17 protein-coding genes are annotated in these 16,691 nt (G+C 45.8%); 1 reads left to right on the top strand and 16 read right to left on the bottom strand.

Going from position 1 to position 16,691, the window contains the following annotated elements:
* Positions 1-211 precede the first annotated feature (211 nt).
* Entirely contained in the window at positions 212-1,543 is a 1,332-nt protein-coding gene (xseA, locus tag AACR75_RS05090) for an exodeoxyribonuclease VII large subunit (protein ID WP_047689015.1), read from the top strand.
* A gap of 4 nt (positions 1,544-1,547) precedes the next feature.
* Here the strand turns inward: xseA and AACR75_RS05095 are convergent, their stop codons facing one another.
* From AACR75_RS05095 to iscU, 16 genes are all read right to left on the bottom strand, one after another.
* Positions 1,548-1,772, bottom strand: coding sequence for a zinc ribbon domain-containing protein (locus AACR75_RS05095; RefSeq protein ID WP_443089064.1), 225 nt, complete (start codon positions 1,770-1,772; stop codon positions 1,548-1,550).
* A gap of 609 nt (positions 1,773-2,381) precedes the next feature.
* Positions 2,382-3,869, bottom strand: a complete 1,488-nt coding sequence (gene der / locus AACR75_RS05100) for a ribosome biogenesis GTPase Der (protein WP_029388206.1) — start codon at positions 3,867-3,869, stop codon at positions 2,382-2,384.
* A gap of 149 nt (positions 3,870-4,018) precedes the next feature.
* On the bottom strand, positions 4,019-5,179 hold the full coding sequence (gene bamB / locus AACR75_RS05105; RefSeq protein ID WP_047689021.1) for an outer membrane protein assembly factor BamB: 1,161 nt from the start codon (positions 5,177-5,179) through the stop codon (positions 4,019-4,021).
* 12 nt (positions 5,180-5,191) lie between these two features.
* A complete protein-coding gene (locus AACR75_RS05110; protein ID WP_013857490.1) occupies positions 5,192-5,806 on the bottom strand; it encodes a YfgM family protein in 615 nt (204 codons plus the stop codon).
* A gap of 38 nt (positions 5,807-5,844) precedes the next feature.
* Positions 5,845-7,113: a histidine--tRNA ligase gene (gene hisS / locus AACR75_RS05115; RefSeq protein WP_017044251.1), complete on the bottom strand. Its 1,269-nt coding sequence runs from the start codon at positions 7,111-7,113 to the stop codon at positions 5,845-5,847.
* A 25-nt stretch (positions 7,114-7,138) separates the two neighbouring features.
* A complete protein-coding gene (gene ispG, locus AACR75_RS05120) occupies positions 7,139-8,263 on the bottom strand; it encodes a flavodoxin-dependent (E)-4-hydroxy-3-methylbut-2-enyl-diphosphate synthase (protein ID WP_047689023.1) in 1,125 nt (374 codons plus the stop codon).
* Positions 8,264-8,271: 8 nt separating this feature from the next.
* Complete coding sequence (gene rodZ, locus AACR75_RS05125) at positions 8,272-9,222, bottom strand: cytoskeleton protein RodZ (protein ID WP_081989732.1); 951 nt, start codon at positions 9,220-9,222, stop codon at positions 8,272-8,274.
* A gap of 301 nt (positions 9,223-9,523) precedes the next feature.
* Positions 9,524-10,645, bottom strand: coding sequence for a bifunctional tRNA (adenosine(37)-C2)-methyltransferase TrmG/ribosomal RNA large subunit methyltransferase RlmN (locus AACR75_RS05130; RefSeq protein ID WP_047689028.1), 1,122 nt, complete (start codon positions 10,643-10,645; stop codon positions 9,524-9,526).
* Between the two features lie 209 nt (positions 10,646-10,854).
* The gene (gene ndk / locus AACR75_RS05135) at positions 10,855-11,280 is read right to left on the bottom strand and encodes a nucleoside-diphosphate kinase (protein ID WP_013857494.1); all 426 of its coding nucleotides are present in this window, start codon (positions 11,278-11,280) and stop codon (positions 10,855-10,857) included.
* Between the two features lie 72 nt (positions 11,281-11,352).
* Positions 11,353-12,648, bottom strand: a complete 1,296-nt coding sequence (pepB, locus tag AACR75_RS05140; protein ID WP_026028095.1) for an aminopeptidase PepB — start codon at positions 12,646-12,648, stop codon at positions 11,353-11,355.
* 184 nt (positions 12,649-12,832) lie between these two features.
* Positions 12,833-13,027 (bottom strand): Fe-S cluster assembly protein IscX, encoded by a 195-nt coding sequence (gene iscX / locus AACR75_RS05145; RefSeq protein WP_010320404.1) that lies wholly within the window; start codon positions 13,025-13,027, stop codon positions 12,833-12,835.
* A 50-nt stretch (positions 13,028-13,077) separates the two neighbouring features.
* Positions 13,078-13,416: an ISC system 2Fe-2S type ferredoxin gene (gene fdx, locus AACR75_RS05150; RefSeq protein ID WP_010320405.1), complete on the bottom strand. Its 339-nt coding sequence runs from the start codon at positions 13,414-13,416 to the stop codon at positions 13,078-13,080.
* Between the two features lie 11 nt (positions 13,417-13,427).
* Complete coding sequence (gene hscA / locus AACR75_RS05155) at positions 13,428-15,281, bottom strand: Fe-S protein assembly chaperone HscA (protein ID WP_047689032.1); 1,854 nt, start codon at positions 15,279-15,281, stop codon at positions 13,428-13,430.
* Between the two features lie 21 nt (positions 15,282-15,302).
* On the bottom strand, positions 15,303-15,818 hold the full coding sequence (hscB, locus tag AACR75_RS05160) for a co-chaperone HscB (protein WP_047689034.1): 516 nt from the start codon (positions 15,816-15,818) through the stop codon (positions 15,303-15,305).
* A 66-nt stretch (positions 15,819-15,884) separates the two neighbouring features.
* The gene (gene iscA, locus AACR75_RS05165; RefSeq protein ID WP_010320408.1) at positions 15,885-16,208 is read right to left on the bottom strand and encodes an iron-sulfur cluster assembly protein IscA; all 324 of its coding nucleotides are present in this window, start codon (positions 16,206-16,208) and stop codon (positions 15,885-15,887) included.
* Positions 16,209-16,270: 62 nt separating this feature from the next.
* Complete coding sequence (gene iscU / locus AACR75_RS05170; protein ID WP_010320409.1) at positions 16,271-16,654, bottom strand: Fe-S cluster assembly scaffold IscU; 384 nt, start codon at positions 16,652-16,654, stop codon at positions 16,271-16,273.
* Between the last annotated feature and the right edge of the window lie 37 nt (positions 16,655-16,691).

Consider the following 16,691-nt stretch of genomic DNA (forward strand, 5'->3'; position numbering starts at 1 on the left):
AGAGGAGTGAATAAAAGGTAAATCCAAGTTGTCTCAATTTGCCCTAATACACAATGAACAGGATAAATCGATTTGGATTTGATATTGCGGTCGGATTATACGCCCGAGGTAATCGCTTGACCACTCATTTTTTCATTTTTAATTTGCATTCCAACCCTTGATATGTATTATATTGCCGCTAATTTCCATACCCTCGTCTAGGGGATTAGCCTTGCCTTCTTTGACCAACGAAAACATCTACACTGTCTCCCGTCTCAATGCTGAAGTACGCCTGTTACTTGAAAATGAAATGGGCATTGTGTGGCTCGTTGGTGAAATATCGAACTTCTCCGCTCCGGTTTCTGGCCATTGGTATCTCTCACTCAAAGATTCTCGCGCGCAGGTAAAATGTGCGATGTTCAAAGGCAATAATCGCTTTGTGACCTTCAAACCTAAAAATGGCCAGCAGGTACTTGTTAAAGCGCGTCTTTCTCTTTATGAACCCAGAGGTGACTACCAAGTCATCATCGAGAGCATGCAACCCGAAGGGGATGGTCGTCTCCAGCAAGAGTTTGAAAAGCTGAAGATGCAGTTGGCCGCGGAAGGGCTTTTTGCACAATCCAATAAGCGCCCCTTGCCGGAAAATCCTCAATGCGTCGGAGTTATTACTTCAAAAACTGGCGCAGCCCTGTTTGATATTCTTGATGTGCTCAAGCGGCGCGATCCAAGCTTGCCCGTCATCATTTATCCTACACTGGTTCAAGGCGAACAAGCGGCCATTCAAATTGCTCAAGCAATTGGTAGAGCAAATGCGAGGCAAGAGTGTGACGTATTGATTGTGGGTCGCGGTGGCGGTTCTTTAGAGGACTTATGGTGTTTTAACCACGAGATCGTAGCGCGCACAATTGCCGCTAGTCAGATCCCAATTATCAGTGCCGTCGGGCATGAAATCGATGTGACGATTGCTGATTTTGTGGCTGACGTACGTGCCCCAACCCCCTCCGCTGCTGCAGAATTAGTCAGCCGAGACAACAGTAATAAACGACAAGCTTTCGCCTCATACCAGCACAAGCTACAAAGTGCGATGCGCTATTACACCAGTCAACAAGCGCATCATTTACGCGCTTTGGTTCACGCGCTAGAGAAACAGCACCCCACTTATCGCTTGCAGCGTCAAAGCCAGCAACTTGATGACACAGAAATGCGCCTACAGCGGGCGATACAGCGCTATATTTCGACTCAGCGCGAGCACATTGGCCAGCAATACCATCAACTGCAGTTGCATTCTCCCGTACAAACCTTAGCGAAGCAGCAGCATCGACTAGCCAAAAGCGAGCAACGATTGCTGGACGTAATGGAGAAAAAGCTCCTGCGCACAGCACACCGTTTAACGCTAGCCGCAGAGAAGCTTGACGCAGTAAGCCCATTAGCGACACTAAAACGAGGCTATTCGATCACGCGAGATAGCTCAGGCAAAGTGATTCACCGCGCTTGCGATCTAAAAACTGGCGATCAATTGATTACGCGAGTGGCGGATGGCGAAGTTTTCTCTACCGTTAATTAATCACTTAATCTTGTGCTTGAAACTCAAATCGAATCTTAGATTTTGATTTGAGCTCATTGCATGGATTACAGAAAAAGTTTGCTGCGCCACACGCCTGCAATTTCTCCAGCTCAGAATCACACTCAGGGCAAAAACCAATTTTGTTAAAGTGATGTTTGCACTGAGCACAATGGTAACGCCCATCCCACGCCAGTGGATTTTGGCAACAAGGGCAAAGATTTTCCTGCATATTGATCCCATCTCTCTTTGTGTCTTTCACATAGTGTGTGATTTTGGTAGATGTTTTATATCGTTCGTTTTAATAGATAGCTCGTTTGCGTAGATAGATCGTGCATGTGATAGCCGACACTTCATCAAACGGCACGTATGGTCTCGGATTATCGAGAGTTCAGCTTTGATCTCTATCACAATACCTTTAGGCTCACCAACCACCTCATACACATTAGGCTATGATCGATAAAAGATCTCTGCCTGATCATTTGCTTTATCTGCTCCGTTCAGCGATCTACTCTCAAAAGAACATTTATATAACCACACACCGAAAGCATAAGTTACATATTCTGCATATGGATTTATAACGATACAAAATTCCATTTAATAGCTAATAAATCAAAAAAACCAGAACATATTAAAATGATCTTTTGGCGAAATGTTCTACTCATTTTGTTTGATACTTATACAAAGCAGCAACGTTGCCGTGCTCTGTTTTTCACTCAATCATTTTGGTACTGCACTTCATTTCCAGACCGCCACGTTAAGTGAGGTTCTATCGCCAATGATAAATTTTAGGCAAAAAAATACCCAAGTCTAAACTTGGGTATTTCAATTATGAGGAAGGCTACTTGCTGCGTCCTTTCATCATCGTCATTAAGCGTTTACGTTTACGCTCTTGAGATAAGGTCAGCTTATTCACTTTTCCTTCAAATGGGTTATCACTGCTTTGGAACTGGATACGAATAGGCGTACCCATGATTTCTAAAGACTTACGGTAATAGTTCATCAAATAACGTTTGTAAGAATCTGGCAGCTCATTCACCAAGTTACCGTGTACAACGATAATCGGCGGGTTATAACCACCTGCGTGAGCGTATTTAAGTTTTACGCGGCGGCTACGAACCATAGGCGGTTGGTGATCATCGGTTGCCATTTTAAGAATGCGAGTCAATACCGATGTACCAACACGTGTTGTCGCCGATTTATACGCTTCTTGAACCGATTCAAATAGATGACCAACACCCGTACCATGCAATGCAGAGATAAAGTGGATACGAGCAAAATCGACAAAGCCTAAACGGCGATCGAGCTCTTTCTTGACACGTTCTTTGACGTCGTTATCGAGCCCATCCCACTTATTGACTGCAAGCACTATCGAACGTCCGGCGTTTAGTGCAAAACCTAGCAGGCTAAGATCTTGATCTGAGATATTCTCACGAGCGTCAATGACTAACAGAACAACGTTTGCATCTTCAACGGCTTTTAAGGTTTTGACGACCGAGAATTTTTCAACCGTTTCGTTAATGCGAGTACGACGACGCACGCCAGCAGTATCAATCAATACATACTCGCGCTCATCACGCATCATCGGGATGTAGATGGAGTCTCGCGTCGTTCCGGGCATGTCGTAAACCACAACACGCTCTTCACCGAGAATGCGGTTGGTGAGTGTCGATTTACCGACATTCGGACGGCCAATGATCGCCAGTTTTATCGGCTGATCTTGCAGACGTTTGTATTCAGCTTCGGCTTCTTCTTCGGTGTAATCTAACTTTTCTTCTTCGGCATCTTCAAAGTCGGTTAGATCTTCGATTTCGCCTTCAGCCTGCTCGATCATTTCTTCAGCAAGTGGATTCAAAGCTCGGTCGATAAGGATCCCAACACCACGGCCATGAGCGGCAGCAATTTGGTACATTTGATCGACGCCCAATTGCCAAAACTCAGCACTTGCAGCATCAGCGTCAATGCCATCCACTTTATTCACGACTAAAATAGCGCGCTTTTCAATCTTACGCAGATGTTGGGCGATCACTTCATCAGCCGCCGTTAAACCAGCGCGACCATCAACCATAAATAGCACAACATCAGCTTCATCAATCGCGGCCAATGACTGTTGAGCCATTTTCGTTTCTACACCCTCTTCACTACCATCAATACCGCCGGTATCGATAACAATGAAGTCGTGCTCACCCAATTTAGCTTGGCCATATTTACGGTCACGCGTTAAACCGGGGAAATCCGCCACCAACGCATCGCGAGTGCGAGTTAATCGGTTAAACAACGTAGATTTACCGACATTGGGACGCCCAACAAGAGCAACAACAGGAACCATACTAACCTCTACAATATTTTCTCTTATGTAGTTATAGGTAAACACTTGCTAGCAAGCATTAAATTTTTACCTATAACCACATCTATTTATTCAATAAAACGGCCCCTAACTGTTACCAGCCAGGAGCCGAATGTGAATTATATCACGATTTATTTTTTAATCGTCAGTTTCTTTACATTGCCATTACGGGTCATGCTGACATAACCATCATCGACAGCGAGAGGACTCACCGCAAAACCACTCTTATCAACCAATTGTTGGGCAACGAATTCGCCACTGCTGCGATCAATCCAATGTAGATACCCTTCACTGTCACCTAGCACAAGGTAGCCATTGATAATCGCTGGTGCAGTTAGCAAACGGTGTTCAAGCTGTTTGTTGCTCCAAAGTTCGGTACCGCTTCTTGTATCCACAGCCACCACATGATCTTTGTCGGTCACCACAAATAATCGGCCACCATCGCTAGCCATGTCTGTTGCTGAAGAGTAATTCCGCTTCCAAGCTGGTTTGCCCGAACGCAGATCAATGGCGATCAACTGGCCATTAAAACCAACCGCATACAGCATGCCGCCAATCACGATAGGTGAGGCATCAACATCGACTAGACGGTCAATTTCAGTGGCACCTTTAGGCATACCAATCGGTTGTTGCCAAATCAACTGACCACGCTCAACGATAGCGGCAGCAAGACGGCCACCTGAGGTTCCCCAAAAAACACCGCCCGATACCGCAACAGGTTTGCTATCGCCTCTCAACGTTAAATTAGGAACTTCAGTACTGATGGTCCATTTTTGCTCACCCGTCGCTTGGTCTAAACTCACCAAAGTGCCACGACTGGTATTAACAATGATCATGTTCGCATCTGCAGCCGGAGCTGCTAGCACTTCACCGTCGACTTTAACTTGCCATACAAGCTCACCCGTAGCTTCATTAAGCGCAGTGACTAAACCGTTTTCACTACCAATGTAAATTTGGCTATAGGCCGCCGCTATACCGCCGGATAAACGCATGATGCCATCTTGTTCAAGATCGGTTTGCCACAGCTCTTTACCCGTTTTAGGGTTCAAGGCTTTCACCAAACCATCACGGCTAGCAATAAATACTTTGTCGTAAGCGTATTCTGGAGATAACTTTGAGAAGTAATGCCCTACGCCATCACCAATCGATGTGCTCCACTGAGTTGTGGGCGTAAATTCACTGGTTACCATTGGCACAGGAGCCATGATAATGGTGTCTTCTTCGCTAGCACACCCTGCAAGTGCTCCAAGCACAACGGCAGAAACGAGCACTTTGTTGAACAACTTTTTCATCAACTTGTGCCCTTATTTGGCAAGATCGTCCAGTTTCATCTGTAGCGTTTGGCTTGCATCGTCAGCTTGTTGTGCTTCCGTGTATGCCGCATAAGCCGCGTCCGTGTCGCCTTTACGCAGTGAGATATCACCACGCAGTTCCGCAATGCGTCCCGCCCACCCTTTCTCTGTGATGGTCGTAAGATCAGCTAAGGCGGCATCAAACTGGCCTTGTTCCGCTTTAATACGGGCCACGCGATAGGTCGCTAACGGTAGAATAGCATCATCTTTGGTGTTTGCTTTTGCCCATTCAAGCTGCGCTAAAGCTTCATCAATTTGACCCGCTTCTACTTGAACTTTTGCAAGTTGTAGTGCGGCTAAGACGGCATATTCTGTACCTTTATTACTATCAATAAAGCTCTCAACAACCATCTCTGCTTCTGCGCCTTTTGCCGCTAACTGAGTTACCGCTTTGCTATAACTTTCAGAAGCGGCTTCTTGCGCAGCAATAACACTATCTTGGTAGTAACGCCAACCAAACAAGCCACCAAGGCCAATTACAGCACCAAAGATCACGGCTTTACCGTTCTCTTTCCACCAATCTTTTATCGCTTCAACTTGTTGTTCTTCAGTATCGTAGAGTTCCACTTCCTGTCCTCTTTAATAGATGTCTCAAATGCGCTTGCTTACACAAGATGCGTCAGTTTGCTCGCGACTTCAGTTTGAGAAATCGTAATTTGTTCACCACCGATAAGATCTTTGAGAACTACTGTGCTTTCTGCGACTTCATCTTCGCCTAATACCAAAGCCACCGCAGCGCCCACTTTATCAGCACGTTTAAATTGTTTTTTGAAGTTACCACCACCAAAATGGTTCATAACACGCAGCCCCGGAACCTGTTCACGCAACTGCTCAGCAAGTTTCATTGCTGCCATCATAGTGCCTTCACCCGCACTGACCATGTACACATCGACACTGCGACGCACGTCGGTCAGTTCCAGTGTTTCCATCATCAGCACTAAGCGCTCTAACCCCATGGCAAAACCCACTGCTGGTGTCGCTTTGCCACCTAGTTGTTCTACCAAGCCATCATAACGTCCACCGCCACAAACCGTACCCTGAGCACCTAAGCTTTCGGTGATCCACTCAAATACGGTGCGGTTGTAGTAGTCTAGGCCGCGCACCAAGCGCTCGTTAACTTGGTATTCGATACCCGCAGCAGTAAGAAGTTCACATAAGCCTGCAAAATGTTGCTTCGATTCTTCATCTAGATACTCAGACAATTTGGGTGCGTCACCTAAAATCGCTTGAATATCTGGATTTTTAGTATCGAGTACACGCAGTGGGTTGGTGTACATGCGACGTTTGGCATCTTCATCCAACACCTCTTGATGCTGCTCTAAATAGTCAATCAAAGCGGTGCGGTAATTGGCACGCGCTTCAAGAGAACCAATTGAGTTCAGTTCCAAACGAACATGTTTGTCGATGCCCAATTCACGCCACAAACGCGCGGTCATCATAATCAGCTCGGCATCAACATCAGGGCCATCCAGGCCAAACACTTCAACCCCACATTGGTGGAATTGACGGTAGCGCCCTTTTTGCGGACGTTCATGACGGAACATCGGCCCCATGTACCATAAACGTTGCTCTTGGTTGTAGAGCAAACCATTTTCGATACCAGAACGGACACAACCTGCGGTACCCTCAGGGCGAAGCGATAAACTGTCACCATTGCGATCTTCAAAAGAATACATCTCTTTTTCAACCACATCGGTCACTTCACCGATCGCACGGCTAAATAGATGTGTCATCTCAACGATAGGCATACGTACTTCATTGTAGCCATATGCACTAATCACGTTTTTCACTGTGCCTTCCACTTTTTGCCAAAGTGGAGACTGAGTTGGGAGGCAGTCGTTCATGCCTCGAATTGCTTGAATTGTTTTTGCCACAATACTTACCGTAAGGTCGTTGAGATTAATTTTGTTCGATTTGAGTCACGTTGATTCGGTTCTTCTCATCGAGAATAGAGGCCTTCGCGCGAATTTTCGCTTCGAGTTGGCTGACCAGATCATCGTTATCAAAACGCTCTTTCTGGCGGACGCCGTCTTCGTAGAATGCACTTTTCTTGTTGCTGCCAGCCAAACCAAGATGAGAAGCTTCAGCTTCACCTGGGCCATTAACCACGCAACCGATGATCGAGACATCCATAGGTGTCAAAATATCTTCCAAACGTTGCTCTAACGCATTGACTGTGGCGATCACATCAAACTCTTGACGTGAACAGCTTGGACAAGCGATGAAGTTAATGCCTCGTGAGCGAATACGCAGCGATTTAAGAATATCAAAGCCGACTTTGATCTCTTCGATCGGATCCGCAGCCAGTGAAATACGCAGCGTATCGCCGATGCCTTCGGCAAGCAGCATACCTAAGCCCACTGCCGATTTAACTGCACCGGCTCTTGCGCCTCCTGCTTCCGTAATACCAAGATGCAGAGGTTGGGCAATCTGTTTAGCCAGTAAACGGTAGGAATCAACGGCGAGAAAAACATCCGATGCTTTAACGCTGACTTTGAATTGATCAAAGTTGAGTCTTTCAAGAATATCGACATGACGCATCGCTGACTCGACTAAAGCGGCCGATGTTGGCTCACCATATTTCATTTGGATCTCTTTTTCGAGCGACCCACCATTCACGCCAATCCGAATGGGTATGTTCTTGTCACGTGCGCAATCGACCACGGCGCGAATACGTTCTTCGTTGCCAATGTTACCAGGGTTGATACGCAAGCAATCAACGCCATATTCGGCGACTTTCAACGCAATGCGGTAATCAAAATGGATGTCAGCCACCAGCGGGATGGATACTTGCTGCTTGATCAACTTGAACGCTTCCGCCGCGTCCATTGTCGGTACAGAAACTCGTACGATATCAGCCCCGACTTTTTCTAACGCTTTAATTTGAGCGACCGTTGCCGCAACATCGGTAGTGCGCGTGTTGGTCATAGATTGAACAGCAATAGGAGCACCATCACCGATGGGCACATTACCGACATAAATACGCGTCGATGAACGACGCTTAATTGGAGATTCGTGTTGCATAGTATTTTCTAAGGTAAGGTGAATCGAGCGACTTTACCGGAAGTATACCCAGAAAGGTCTACAGGTTCACTTGCAAATGTCATTGAAACGCTTTCAGGCGCGCCAAGAATGATTTGAAACGGAGCTTCACCTTGCAAGGTTACGGTTTGCCCTGATTTTTTAATCCCAGTGGAAAGGGTTTTACCTGCTGCATCTTTCACCTGAATCCAACAATCTGCGCTGAATGTGAGTGTTAGAGGAGCGTATGGATTAGTTGCATCCTGCGGTGGCGTCTTATCCAATACAGGATCGTCGCTCGCACTCAGGTCGGCTTCGGCTGTATCATCTTCAGGTGAAGGGATAAGTTCTGCAGCCTGAGTGTTGATTTCTACAGGGGCATCCACCGCTTCTGCTTCTACTTCTACTTGAGATTCGTCAACCGTAGGTACTAATTCAGGAACGGTCGTGAAATCCTCATCTCGCAAACGTTCAACCGATGTCGACGTGATTGATGGTGAACTCTCAAGCACAACATTCTCTTGTTCTTGGTTTTGCCACCACCATAATGAGGAAATACCAATAATGATGGCAAAAATACCCCACGTCAGCGTCATAATACGGCTATCGTGTTTCTCTCGCTTGGTTTTCTTCGAAAAACTTTGCATCGGTTGCTCAGCGACAACCGTAGGATAGCAATCATCAAAGGAAGCTAAAATAACTGACTCTTTGATCCCGACGGCCTTCGCATAGGAACGTAAATAACCGCGAGTAAACGTCGCCACTTGGTCCGAGGCGAAGTTATTCTCTTCTAAACTCTGAATGATAGAGAGACGTAACCGCAACCTATCGGCAACTTGCTTTTGCGTTAATCCCAACGCTTCACGCTTTGCCTTTAATAAAGTACCGGGTTGCACCGTGTCTGTTTTTACATCTGCAATAATCTGTTCTTGTTCAGTAGTCATCCGTTTTGTACATCTCATTATGTTATGGCTCGAATGGCACCGTCATCACTTTTATTGTTATTAGTTCGTAGTAATAAAATGGTGCATTCCAACACGGTGAAAAATTTGCATTCATTGATGCAGGCGACAGTTCAAATTTAACATTACGTCAGTTAGCAATTCTAATGGATATTTGACGTTAAACAACATGGCTTTAGGAAAGAAATTACAGCTAGGTCAATATTTTTCATAAAATTGACGTCAAAATCGCGGAAAATTATTTCAAATGGTAAAAATGCACAAAGCCAGAGGAATCTCTGGCTTTGCTTTATCATCCGATTTAGACCGATTTGACAGGAATGACATCGCCACTCATTTGTTTCATTTTGGTCCGTTTGGTTCTATCAATCACATCACCCACTAGCTGCCCACAAGCGGCACCAATATCATCACCACGAGTTTTACGCACAGTCACTGTGTGTTCATACTGCATCAGTGTTTTTTGAAAACGGTCAATACGTGAATTACTCGGTTTTTTATAAGGTGAACCGGGATAAGGGTTAAATGGGATCAAGTTAATTTTGCACGGCGTGCCTTTCATCAACTTAGCCAATTCGTGCGCGTGGTCCATATCGTCATTGACGTGATCCAGCAACACATATTCCACCGTAACCTTGCCACGGTTTGCATTTGAAGTGGCAATATAACGACGCACTGAGGCTAAGAAATCTTGAATATCCCAGCGATCATTGATCGGCATAATTTCGCTGCGTAATTTGTCATTGGGTGCATGCAATGAAATCGCTAATGCAACATCGATTTGCCCTGTCATTTGATCAAGACCAGAAACCACGCCCGAAGTCGACACGGTGACACGACGTTTTGACAAGCCAAAACCTAAATCATCCAGCATGATCTCTAACGCTGGGATCAAGTTTTTCATGTTGAGCAGAGGCTCGCCCATCCCCATCATTACTACGTTAGTAATCGGACGACGACCCGTCTCTTTCTCAAGGCCAATTTCTCTCGCTGCGCGCCAAACTTGCCCGATAATTTCAGACACTTTGAGGTTACGGTTAAAACCTTGCTGAGCCGTTGAACAGAATTTGCATTCCAGAGCACAGCCAACTTGGGAAGAGACGCACAAAGTCGCTCGGTCTTCCTCTGGGATGTAAACCGTTTCAACATCTTGATCTCCTACACGCATCGCCCACTTAATCGTACCATCAGACGAATGTTGTGCTTGTGAAACGAGCGGAGCGCGAATTTCACAGCGTTGTTGCAGTTGCTCACGCAGTTTCTTGTTGATATTGGTCATTTGTTCGAAGTCATCACAACCAAAATGGTAGATCCACTTCATGACCTGATCAGCGCGGAACGCTTTTTCACTGAGCTCTTCAGCAAAAAATTTACGCAGACCTTGGCGATCAAAATCAAGCAGATTGACTTTTTCAATAGTCATGTGGCCTCTCAACGACGGAAACAATAAATAAGGGCGCGAATTGTACAGCCTTTATGCAGTAACGACAAGGGTTGTACAACCCTTCAATTACTAAGTCATTCAATGCTTGGCGGATTGTTTTTACTCTACAGCTCCCAACCATACGAGTATAAAAAAGCCTCACAACGTGAGGCCTTAATCGAAAGAATTTGGGATAAAAAACGCCAAGATTAACGAGAGAAAATCTCTGATTCTGGGAAGAAAAAAGCGATTTCACGTGCCGCCGATTCAGGACTATCACTGCCATGAACTGAGTTATGGCGCATGCTTAATGCGTAATCAGCACGAATGGTTCCACATGCCGCTTCTTCTGGGTTAGTTTTACCCATTAATTCGCGGTAACGAGCAATAGCATCTTCACCTTCAAGCACTTGAGCCATGATAGGCCCTGAGGTCATAAATTCTTTTAGTGCTGGAAAAAACGCTTTGCCTTCATGCTCAGCATAAAAGCCGCTCGCTTGCTCTTCGTTCAAATGTACCATTTTCGCAGCGATAATACGCAAACCTGATTTTTCGATACGGTGATAGATTTCACCAATCAAGTTACGTTCTACCGCATCGGGTTTAATGATAGAAAATGTTCTTTCTAGAGCCATAAGGTTATCCTTTTTCTTTTGTTTTTTTAGTTATAGTGAACCGCCCAAAACAGAGAGTTGAGCGGTTTTTCATTATTGAGCTTGGTCGGTCAAAATGCGTGCTAATGTACGCACCCCCATCGCCGTTGCACCTGCGGCCCATTTATCGCTTGCTGATTTGCGGTAAGTACCAGCGCAATCAAAGTGCAGCCACCCTTTTTTGTAATCTTCAACAAAGTAAGAGAGGAAGGCCGCTGCGGTACTTGCTCCCGGAGAATAGTCACCTGAGCTGATGTTAGAGAGATCCGCAAAGCTTGAAGGTAACATAGAGCGATGAAACTCAGCCAAAGGCAGAGGCCATAAGCCTTCTTTCTCTTGGTGAGCTGCCACCAATGCCTGCTGGGATAAGCTCTCATCAAAGCTGAGTAGTGCATGGTAATCATTGCCGAGTGCATTTTTGGCGGCACCCGTTAATGTCGCGCAATCAATAATAAGCTGTGGTTTTTGCTCGTTGGCATAAATCAAGCCATCGGCCAACACTAGGCGGCCTTCTGCATCGGTGTTCATTATTTCAACTGTGGTGCCGTTTTTATAAGTGATGATATCACCCAGTTTCAAGGCGCGTCCGGAAACCATATTTTCTGCACAACACAAAATGAGTTTCACACGTTTATTAAAACCACGCATGATAGCCAAACCAAGACCACCGGTGATCGTTGCAGCGCCCCCCATATCTGCTTTCATCGCCGACATAAAGTTGGACGTTTTTAAACTGTAACCACCAGAATCAAAAGTAATGCCTTTGCCAATTAAGCAAGCAAAAACAGGAGCACTTTCTTTTCCTGTCGGATTGTAATCGAGTTGCAGCATGGCTGACGTACGCTCGGAGCCACGACCAACCGCATAAATACCTTCCCAACCTTCGGTGAGTAGATCTTTATCTTTGACAATGCGGTAGCTGACATGCTCAGGGGCTAGCGATTTGATGAACTCAGCCGCCATGGTCGCTAACTGACGCGGCGCGACTTCTTCAGCGCTTTTATTGATGATATCACGCGTCCATTCCGTCGCTTTAATACGATATTCTAACTCGGCTTGATCTGACTCACTCAGCGGTTGCCATTCTAGTGTGTTGAGTTTTTTCGCTTCACGATAACCTTGGTAGAAAGCCCAAATATTTTCTAAGTGCCAACCGTCACCTTGTAGGCTGATAGCTCTGATAGCTTGCCCATCAAGCTTACGTGCCGCGCGCTGAACCGCGCTGAGTTCATGCTCACTCTCAATAGCATGAATTGTGGCACCATTTTCTGAAAACGAAACAATCGCCTTTTCTCCCCACTGAGGCTGGGCAGCTTGTTGGCTGATAAATACGGACATCTTTGTAGACATGGTTTCTCCTTGCCTGAATATGGCCTCACCTGTGCCATTACGATTAAATAACCAAGGGATGTTAGCATTTTGTAGGGTCAAAATGTCAACTTGATAAAAAAACGGACCATTCGGTCCGCTCTTTTTAGTTAAAATTGTTAACTCTGTGATGTTTTACTGAATAACCATCATGTTAGCAATAGTCTTAGTCGATCTCTTCCATCCAACATAGAATAATCGCTTCGAGAATTTTTTCGTTGGAACGGTTTGGCTCATCATCAAACTCTTCCAGTTCCATCACCCACTGGTGTAGATCCGTAAAACGTACATTTTTAGGATCTACGTCTGGGTATTGCTCACAAAGCTCGATCGCAATATCACGAGAATCGGTCCATTTCATTTTGCTTTCCTTTTACAAACAGTGAACGGGCGTTAATACGCTCAATAGGATTAATGATCTTCAGAAGCCAGATTGAGTGTGTACTTTGGAATTTCAACCACTAAATCTTCGTTAGCGACTCTAGCTTGGCAGCCAAGGCGAGATTCAGGTTCAAGACCCCACGCTTTATCAAGCATGTCATCTTCCAACTCATCACTCTCATCAAGTGAGTCAAACCCTTCGCGAACGATAATATGGCAAGTCGTGCATGCGCAGGATTTTTCACACGCATGTTCAATAGCGATACCATTTTTCAGCGCCACATCCAGTACGGTTTCTCCTGCTTGCGCTTCCAGAACGGCACCTTCAGGACAAAGCTCTTGGTGAGGTAACACAATAATCTTAGGCATAATTTTTCTCTTTAAATATCATCTACCGATTGACCAGCAAGTGCACTGCGAATGGATTTATCCATACGGCGTGAAGCAAAATCTTGGCTGGCTTTGTCTGTCTCTTTAATTCCTTGCTCGATGGCATCGGCGCTATCACCATTACGCAGCACAATTAAATCTTCTATTGCATTCAGAAGGATCTGCTTTTCTGACTCAGATAACAATTCATCACCATCGGCCTGTAAGGCAGAGATCAAACCTTCGATTACACGATCGGCTTCTACACGTTGCTCTGCCAGAGCGCGAGTCTGCATATCTTGTTTGGCAAACGTCATCGAATCTCGCAGCATATTTGCTACTTCATTATCACTCAGTCCATACGAGGGCTTAACTTGAATTTCCGCCTGAACTCCCGTACTTTTTTCCATCGCTGTCACAGAGAGTAAGCCATCTGCATCAACTTGATAAGTTACGCGGATATGCGCGGCACCCGCCGTCATTGGTGGAATACCTTTTAGTGAAAAACGAGCCAATGAGCGGCAATCGTCTACCATCTCACGTTCGCCCTGCACCGTATGGATGCTCATGGCTGTTTGACCATCTTTGAAGGTGGTGAATTCTTGAGCTTTCGCAACAGGAATGGTGGTGTTACGTGGGATGATTTTTTCCACTAAGCCACCCATGGTTTCAATACCCAGCGACAGGGGAATTACATCCAGCAGTAACATTTCTGAATCGGGTTTATTACCCACCAAAATGTCGGCTTGAATTGCTGCACCAATCGCGACAACTTCATCAGGGTTGATGCTAGTTAGTGGTGTGCGACCAAAAAATTCACCAACTAAATCTCGAACCAGTGGCGTACGAGTTGAACCGCCGACCATCACCACTTCCAACACTTCATCTGCAGTAATCTCGGCATCTTTGAGTGCTCGACGACACGATAGTAAGGTTTTTTTTACTAGTGGCGTGATGAGTTGGTTAAACTCATCGCGAGTTAAACGCCCTTGCCAACCCAGCACAGAAACCTCGACAGTATCAGTATCAGATAAGGCAATTTTCGCTTCGGTGGCCGCATCAAGCAATGCTCGTTGCTGCTCTGCACTGAGCGGTTCAGCTAAGCCGATTTGGCTCAAAAAATGGTCAGCAATCAAATGGTCAAAATCATCACCACCGAGCGCGGAATCGCCACCAGTCGCGAGTACCTCAAACACGCCTTTCGACAGGCGTAAAATAGAGATATCAAACGTACCGCCACCTAAATCATAAACCGCAATCACACCTTCTTGCGCTGAGTCTAAGCCATAGGCAATCGCTGCGGCGGTAGGTTCATTGAGTAAACGCAGTACGTGCAAGCCGGCAAGTTGAGCAGCATCTTTGGTGCCCACGCGTTGCGCATCATCAAAGTAAGCAGGTACAGTAATCACCACGCCCGCTAATTCACCACCCAACGACGCTTCGGCACGCTGAGCAAGAGATTGAAGAATATCGGCGGAAACTTGAATCGGGTTCTTATCACCTTGAGCCGTTTGCAAAATAGGCAAACCGTTGTCACTGGCTTTGAAGCGATAAGGCAATGTGGGATAACGCGCCTGAATGTCAGCCAGTGAACGGCCGATCAAACGCTTCACAGAAATGATGGTATTAGCAGGATCAACTTGCGCGTGTGCTCTGGCATCAAAGCCTACGCAACGCTCTTGAGCCGAATAGTGGACCACCGAAGGGAGGATCGAGCGTCCTTGTTCATCAGCAAGCGTCGTCGCATTACCGCTTCGAACCGATGCGACTAATGAGTTGGTTGTCCCCAAGTCGATACCCGCTGCGAGTTTATGCTGATGCGGCGCAGAGCTTTGACCGGGTTCTGCAATTTGAAGTAATGCCATGGGTTGGTCCTTATTATCGAACTAGCCGAGTAACTGTTCTTCGACTCTTTCTATTTCATTTTTGAGCTTGGCAATAAATTTAAGCTTGCGAACCGTATCAGCCGCAAGGTTCCATTGGGCATGATTAAGTTGTTGCTCAACCAAGGTAAGATGCTGTTTATACATCTTGCTGACTCTGTTTTCAAAATCGAATAACGCACTTTCAACATCAGACTGTGAGGCGATGGCTTCAAGCTCTTCTCGCAGCTCCATCTGCTCCATTAAAAACAGCGGATCTTGCATGGTTTGGTGTTCTGCGCGTAACTCTACGCCTTGTTCAAGCAACAAGTATTCTGCGCGACTGATCGGCGATTTTAATGTTTGATAAGCATCATTGATTTGTGAGGCGTTTTGCACAGCAAGCAGGCGATCTCGCTCAGACGCAGTGGCAAAATTGTCGGGATGAAACCGTTTTTGCAGCGCACGAAACTGAGAAGAAAGAAGGCTACCATCCAGTGCAAACTGACTTGGTAGCCCAAATAATTCAAAATAGTTCATTAACACATTGCTCCTAGTGCTCGACACTAGGCTCAAGTGAGCCTAGTCACGCCGAAAGCCAATCCGTTACACGTTGAAGCTTTCACCACAACCACATTCGCTTTTTGCATTCGGGTTGTTGAACTCAAAACCTTCGTTTAGCCCTTCTTTGACATAGTCAAGCTGTGTGCCATCAAGATAGACGAGGCTTTTCGAATCGATAATCACTTTGACACCATGATCTTCAAACACTTCGTCTTCTTCGTTAACGTCATCAACGAATTCAAGCACGTAAGCCATACCCGAGCAGCCTGTTGTTTTCACTCCAAGACGTAAACCTACGCCTTTGCCTCGGTTATCTAGGAATGCTCGAACGCGATGCGCTGCTGTTTCAGTTAAGGTAATGGCCATACTACAACCTTAGATTCTTAGTTTGAACTTATGGGAGTGAACCATCATTCACTCCCTTAATATTATTGTTGGTGTTTCTTTTTATAATCGGCAACGGCAGCTTTGATCGCATCTTCCGCCAAAATCGAACAGTGAACTTTCACTGGTGGAAGCTCTAGCTCTTCCGCGATTTCAGAGTTCTTAATGGCTGCCGCTTCGTCAATGCTCTTGCCTTTCACCCATTCAGTAACCAGTGAGCTCGAAGCAATCGCGCTACCACAACCGTAGGTTTTAAATTTTGCATCTTCAATGATGCCTTCTGGCGTCACTTTAATTTGTAGCTTCATTACATCGCCACAAGCTGGAGCGCCAACCATACCACTACCAATGGTTGGATCTTCTTTATCAAAAGAGCCAACATTACGTGGGTTTTCATAGTGATCAATTACTTTTTCGCTGTATGCCATGATAGTTACCTCTAATCCTCTATTTCCTTGGGAATAA

It is taken from the genome of Vibrio sp. ZOR0018, assembly GCF_963865925.1.
Lineage (GTDB): Bacteria > Pseudomonadota > Gammaproteobacteria > Enterobacterales > Vibrionaceae > Vibrio > Vibrio anguillarum.

Coding starts and splice junctions, on each gene's coding strand:
- ndk (WP_013857494.1), bottom strand. CDS start 11,280: ATGGCTCTAGAAAGAACATTTTCTATCATTAAACCCGATGCGGTAGAA.
- hscA (WP_047689032.1), bottom strand. CDS start 15,281: ATGGCATTACTTCAAATTGCAGAACCCGGTCAAAGCTCTGCGCCGCAT.
- iscA (WP_010320408.1), bottom strand. CDS start 16,208: ATGGCCATTACCTTAACTGAAACAGCAGCGCATCGCGTTCGAGCATTC.
- AACR75_RS05130 (WP_047689028.1), bottom strand. CDS start 10,645: ATGACTATTGAAAAAGTCAATCTGCTTGATTTTGATCGCCAAGGTCTG.
- fdx (WP_010320405.1), bottom strand. CDS start 13,416: ATGCCTAAGATTATTGTGTTACCTCACCAAGAGCTTTGTCCTGAAGGT.
- der (WP_029388206.1), bottom strand. CDS start 3,869: ATGGTTCCTGTTGTTGCTCTTGTTGGGCGTCCCAATGTCGGTAAATCT.
- pepB (WP_026028095.1), bottom strand. CDS start 12,648: ATGTCTACAAAGATGTCCGTATTTATCAGCCAACAAGCTGCCCAGCCT.
- rodZ (WP_081989732.1), bottom strand. CDS start 9,222: ATGAGATGTACAAAACGGATGACTACTGAACAAGAACAGATTATTGCA.
- hscB (WP_047689034.1), bottom strand. CDS start 15,818: ATGAACTATTTTGAATTATTTGGGCTACCAAGTCAGTTTGCACTGGAT.
- iscX (WP_010320404.1), bottom strand. CDS start 13,027: ATGAAATGGACCGATTCTCGTGATATTGCGATCGAGCTTTGTGAGCAA.
- ispG (WP_047689023.1), bottom strand. CDS start 8,263: ATGCAACACGAATCTCCAATTAAGCGTCGTTCATCGACGCGTATTTAT.
- AACR75_RS05095 (WP_443089064.1), bottom strand. CDS start 1,772: ATGCAGGAAAATCTTTGCCCTTGTTGCCAAAATCCACTGGCGTGGGAT.
- bamB (WP_047689021.1), bottom strand. CDS start 5,179: ATGAAAAAGTTGTTCAACAAAGTGCTCGTTTCTGCCGTTGTGCTTGGA.
- iscU (WP_010320409.1), bottom strand. CDS start 16,654: ATGGCATACAGCGAAAAAGTAATTGATCACTATGAAAACCCACGTAAT.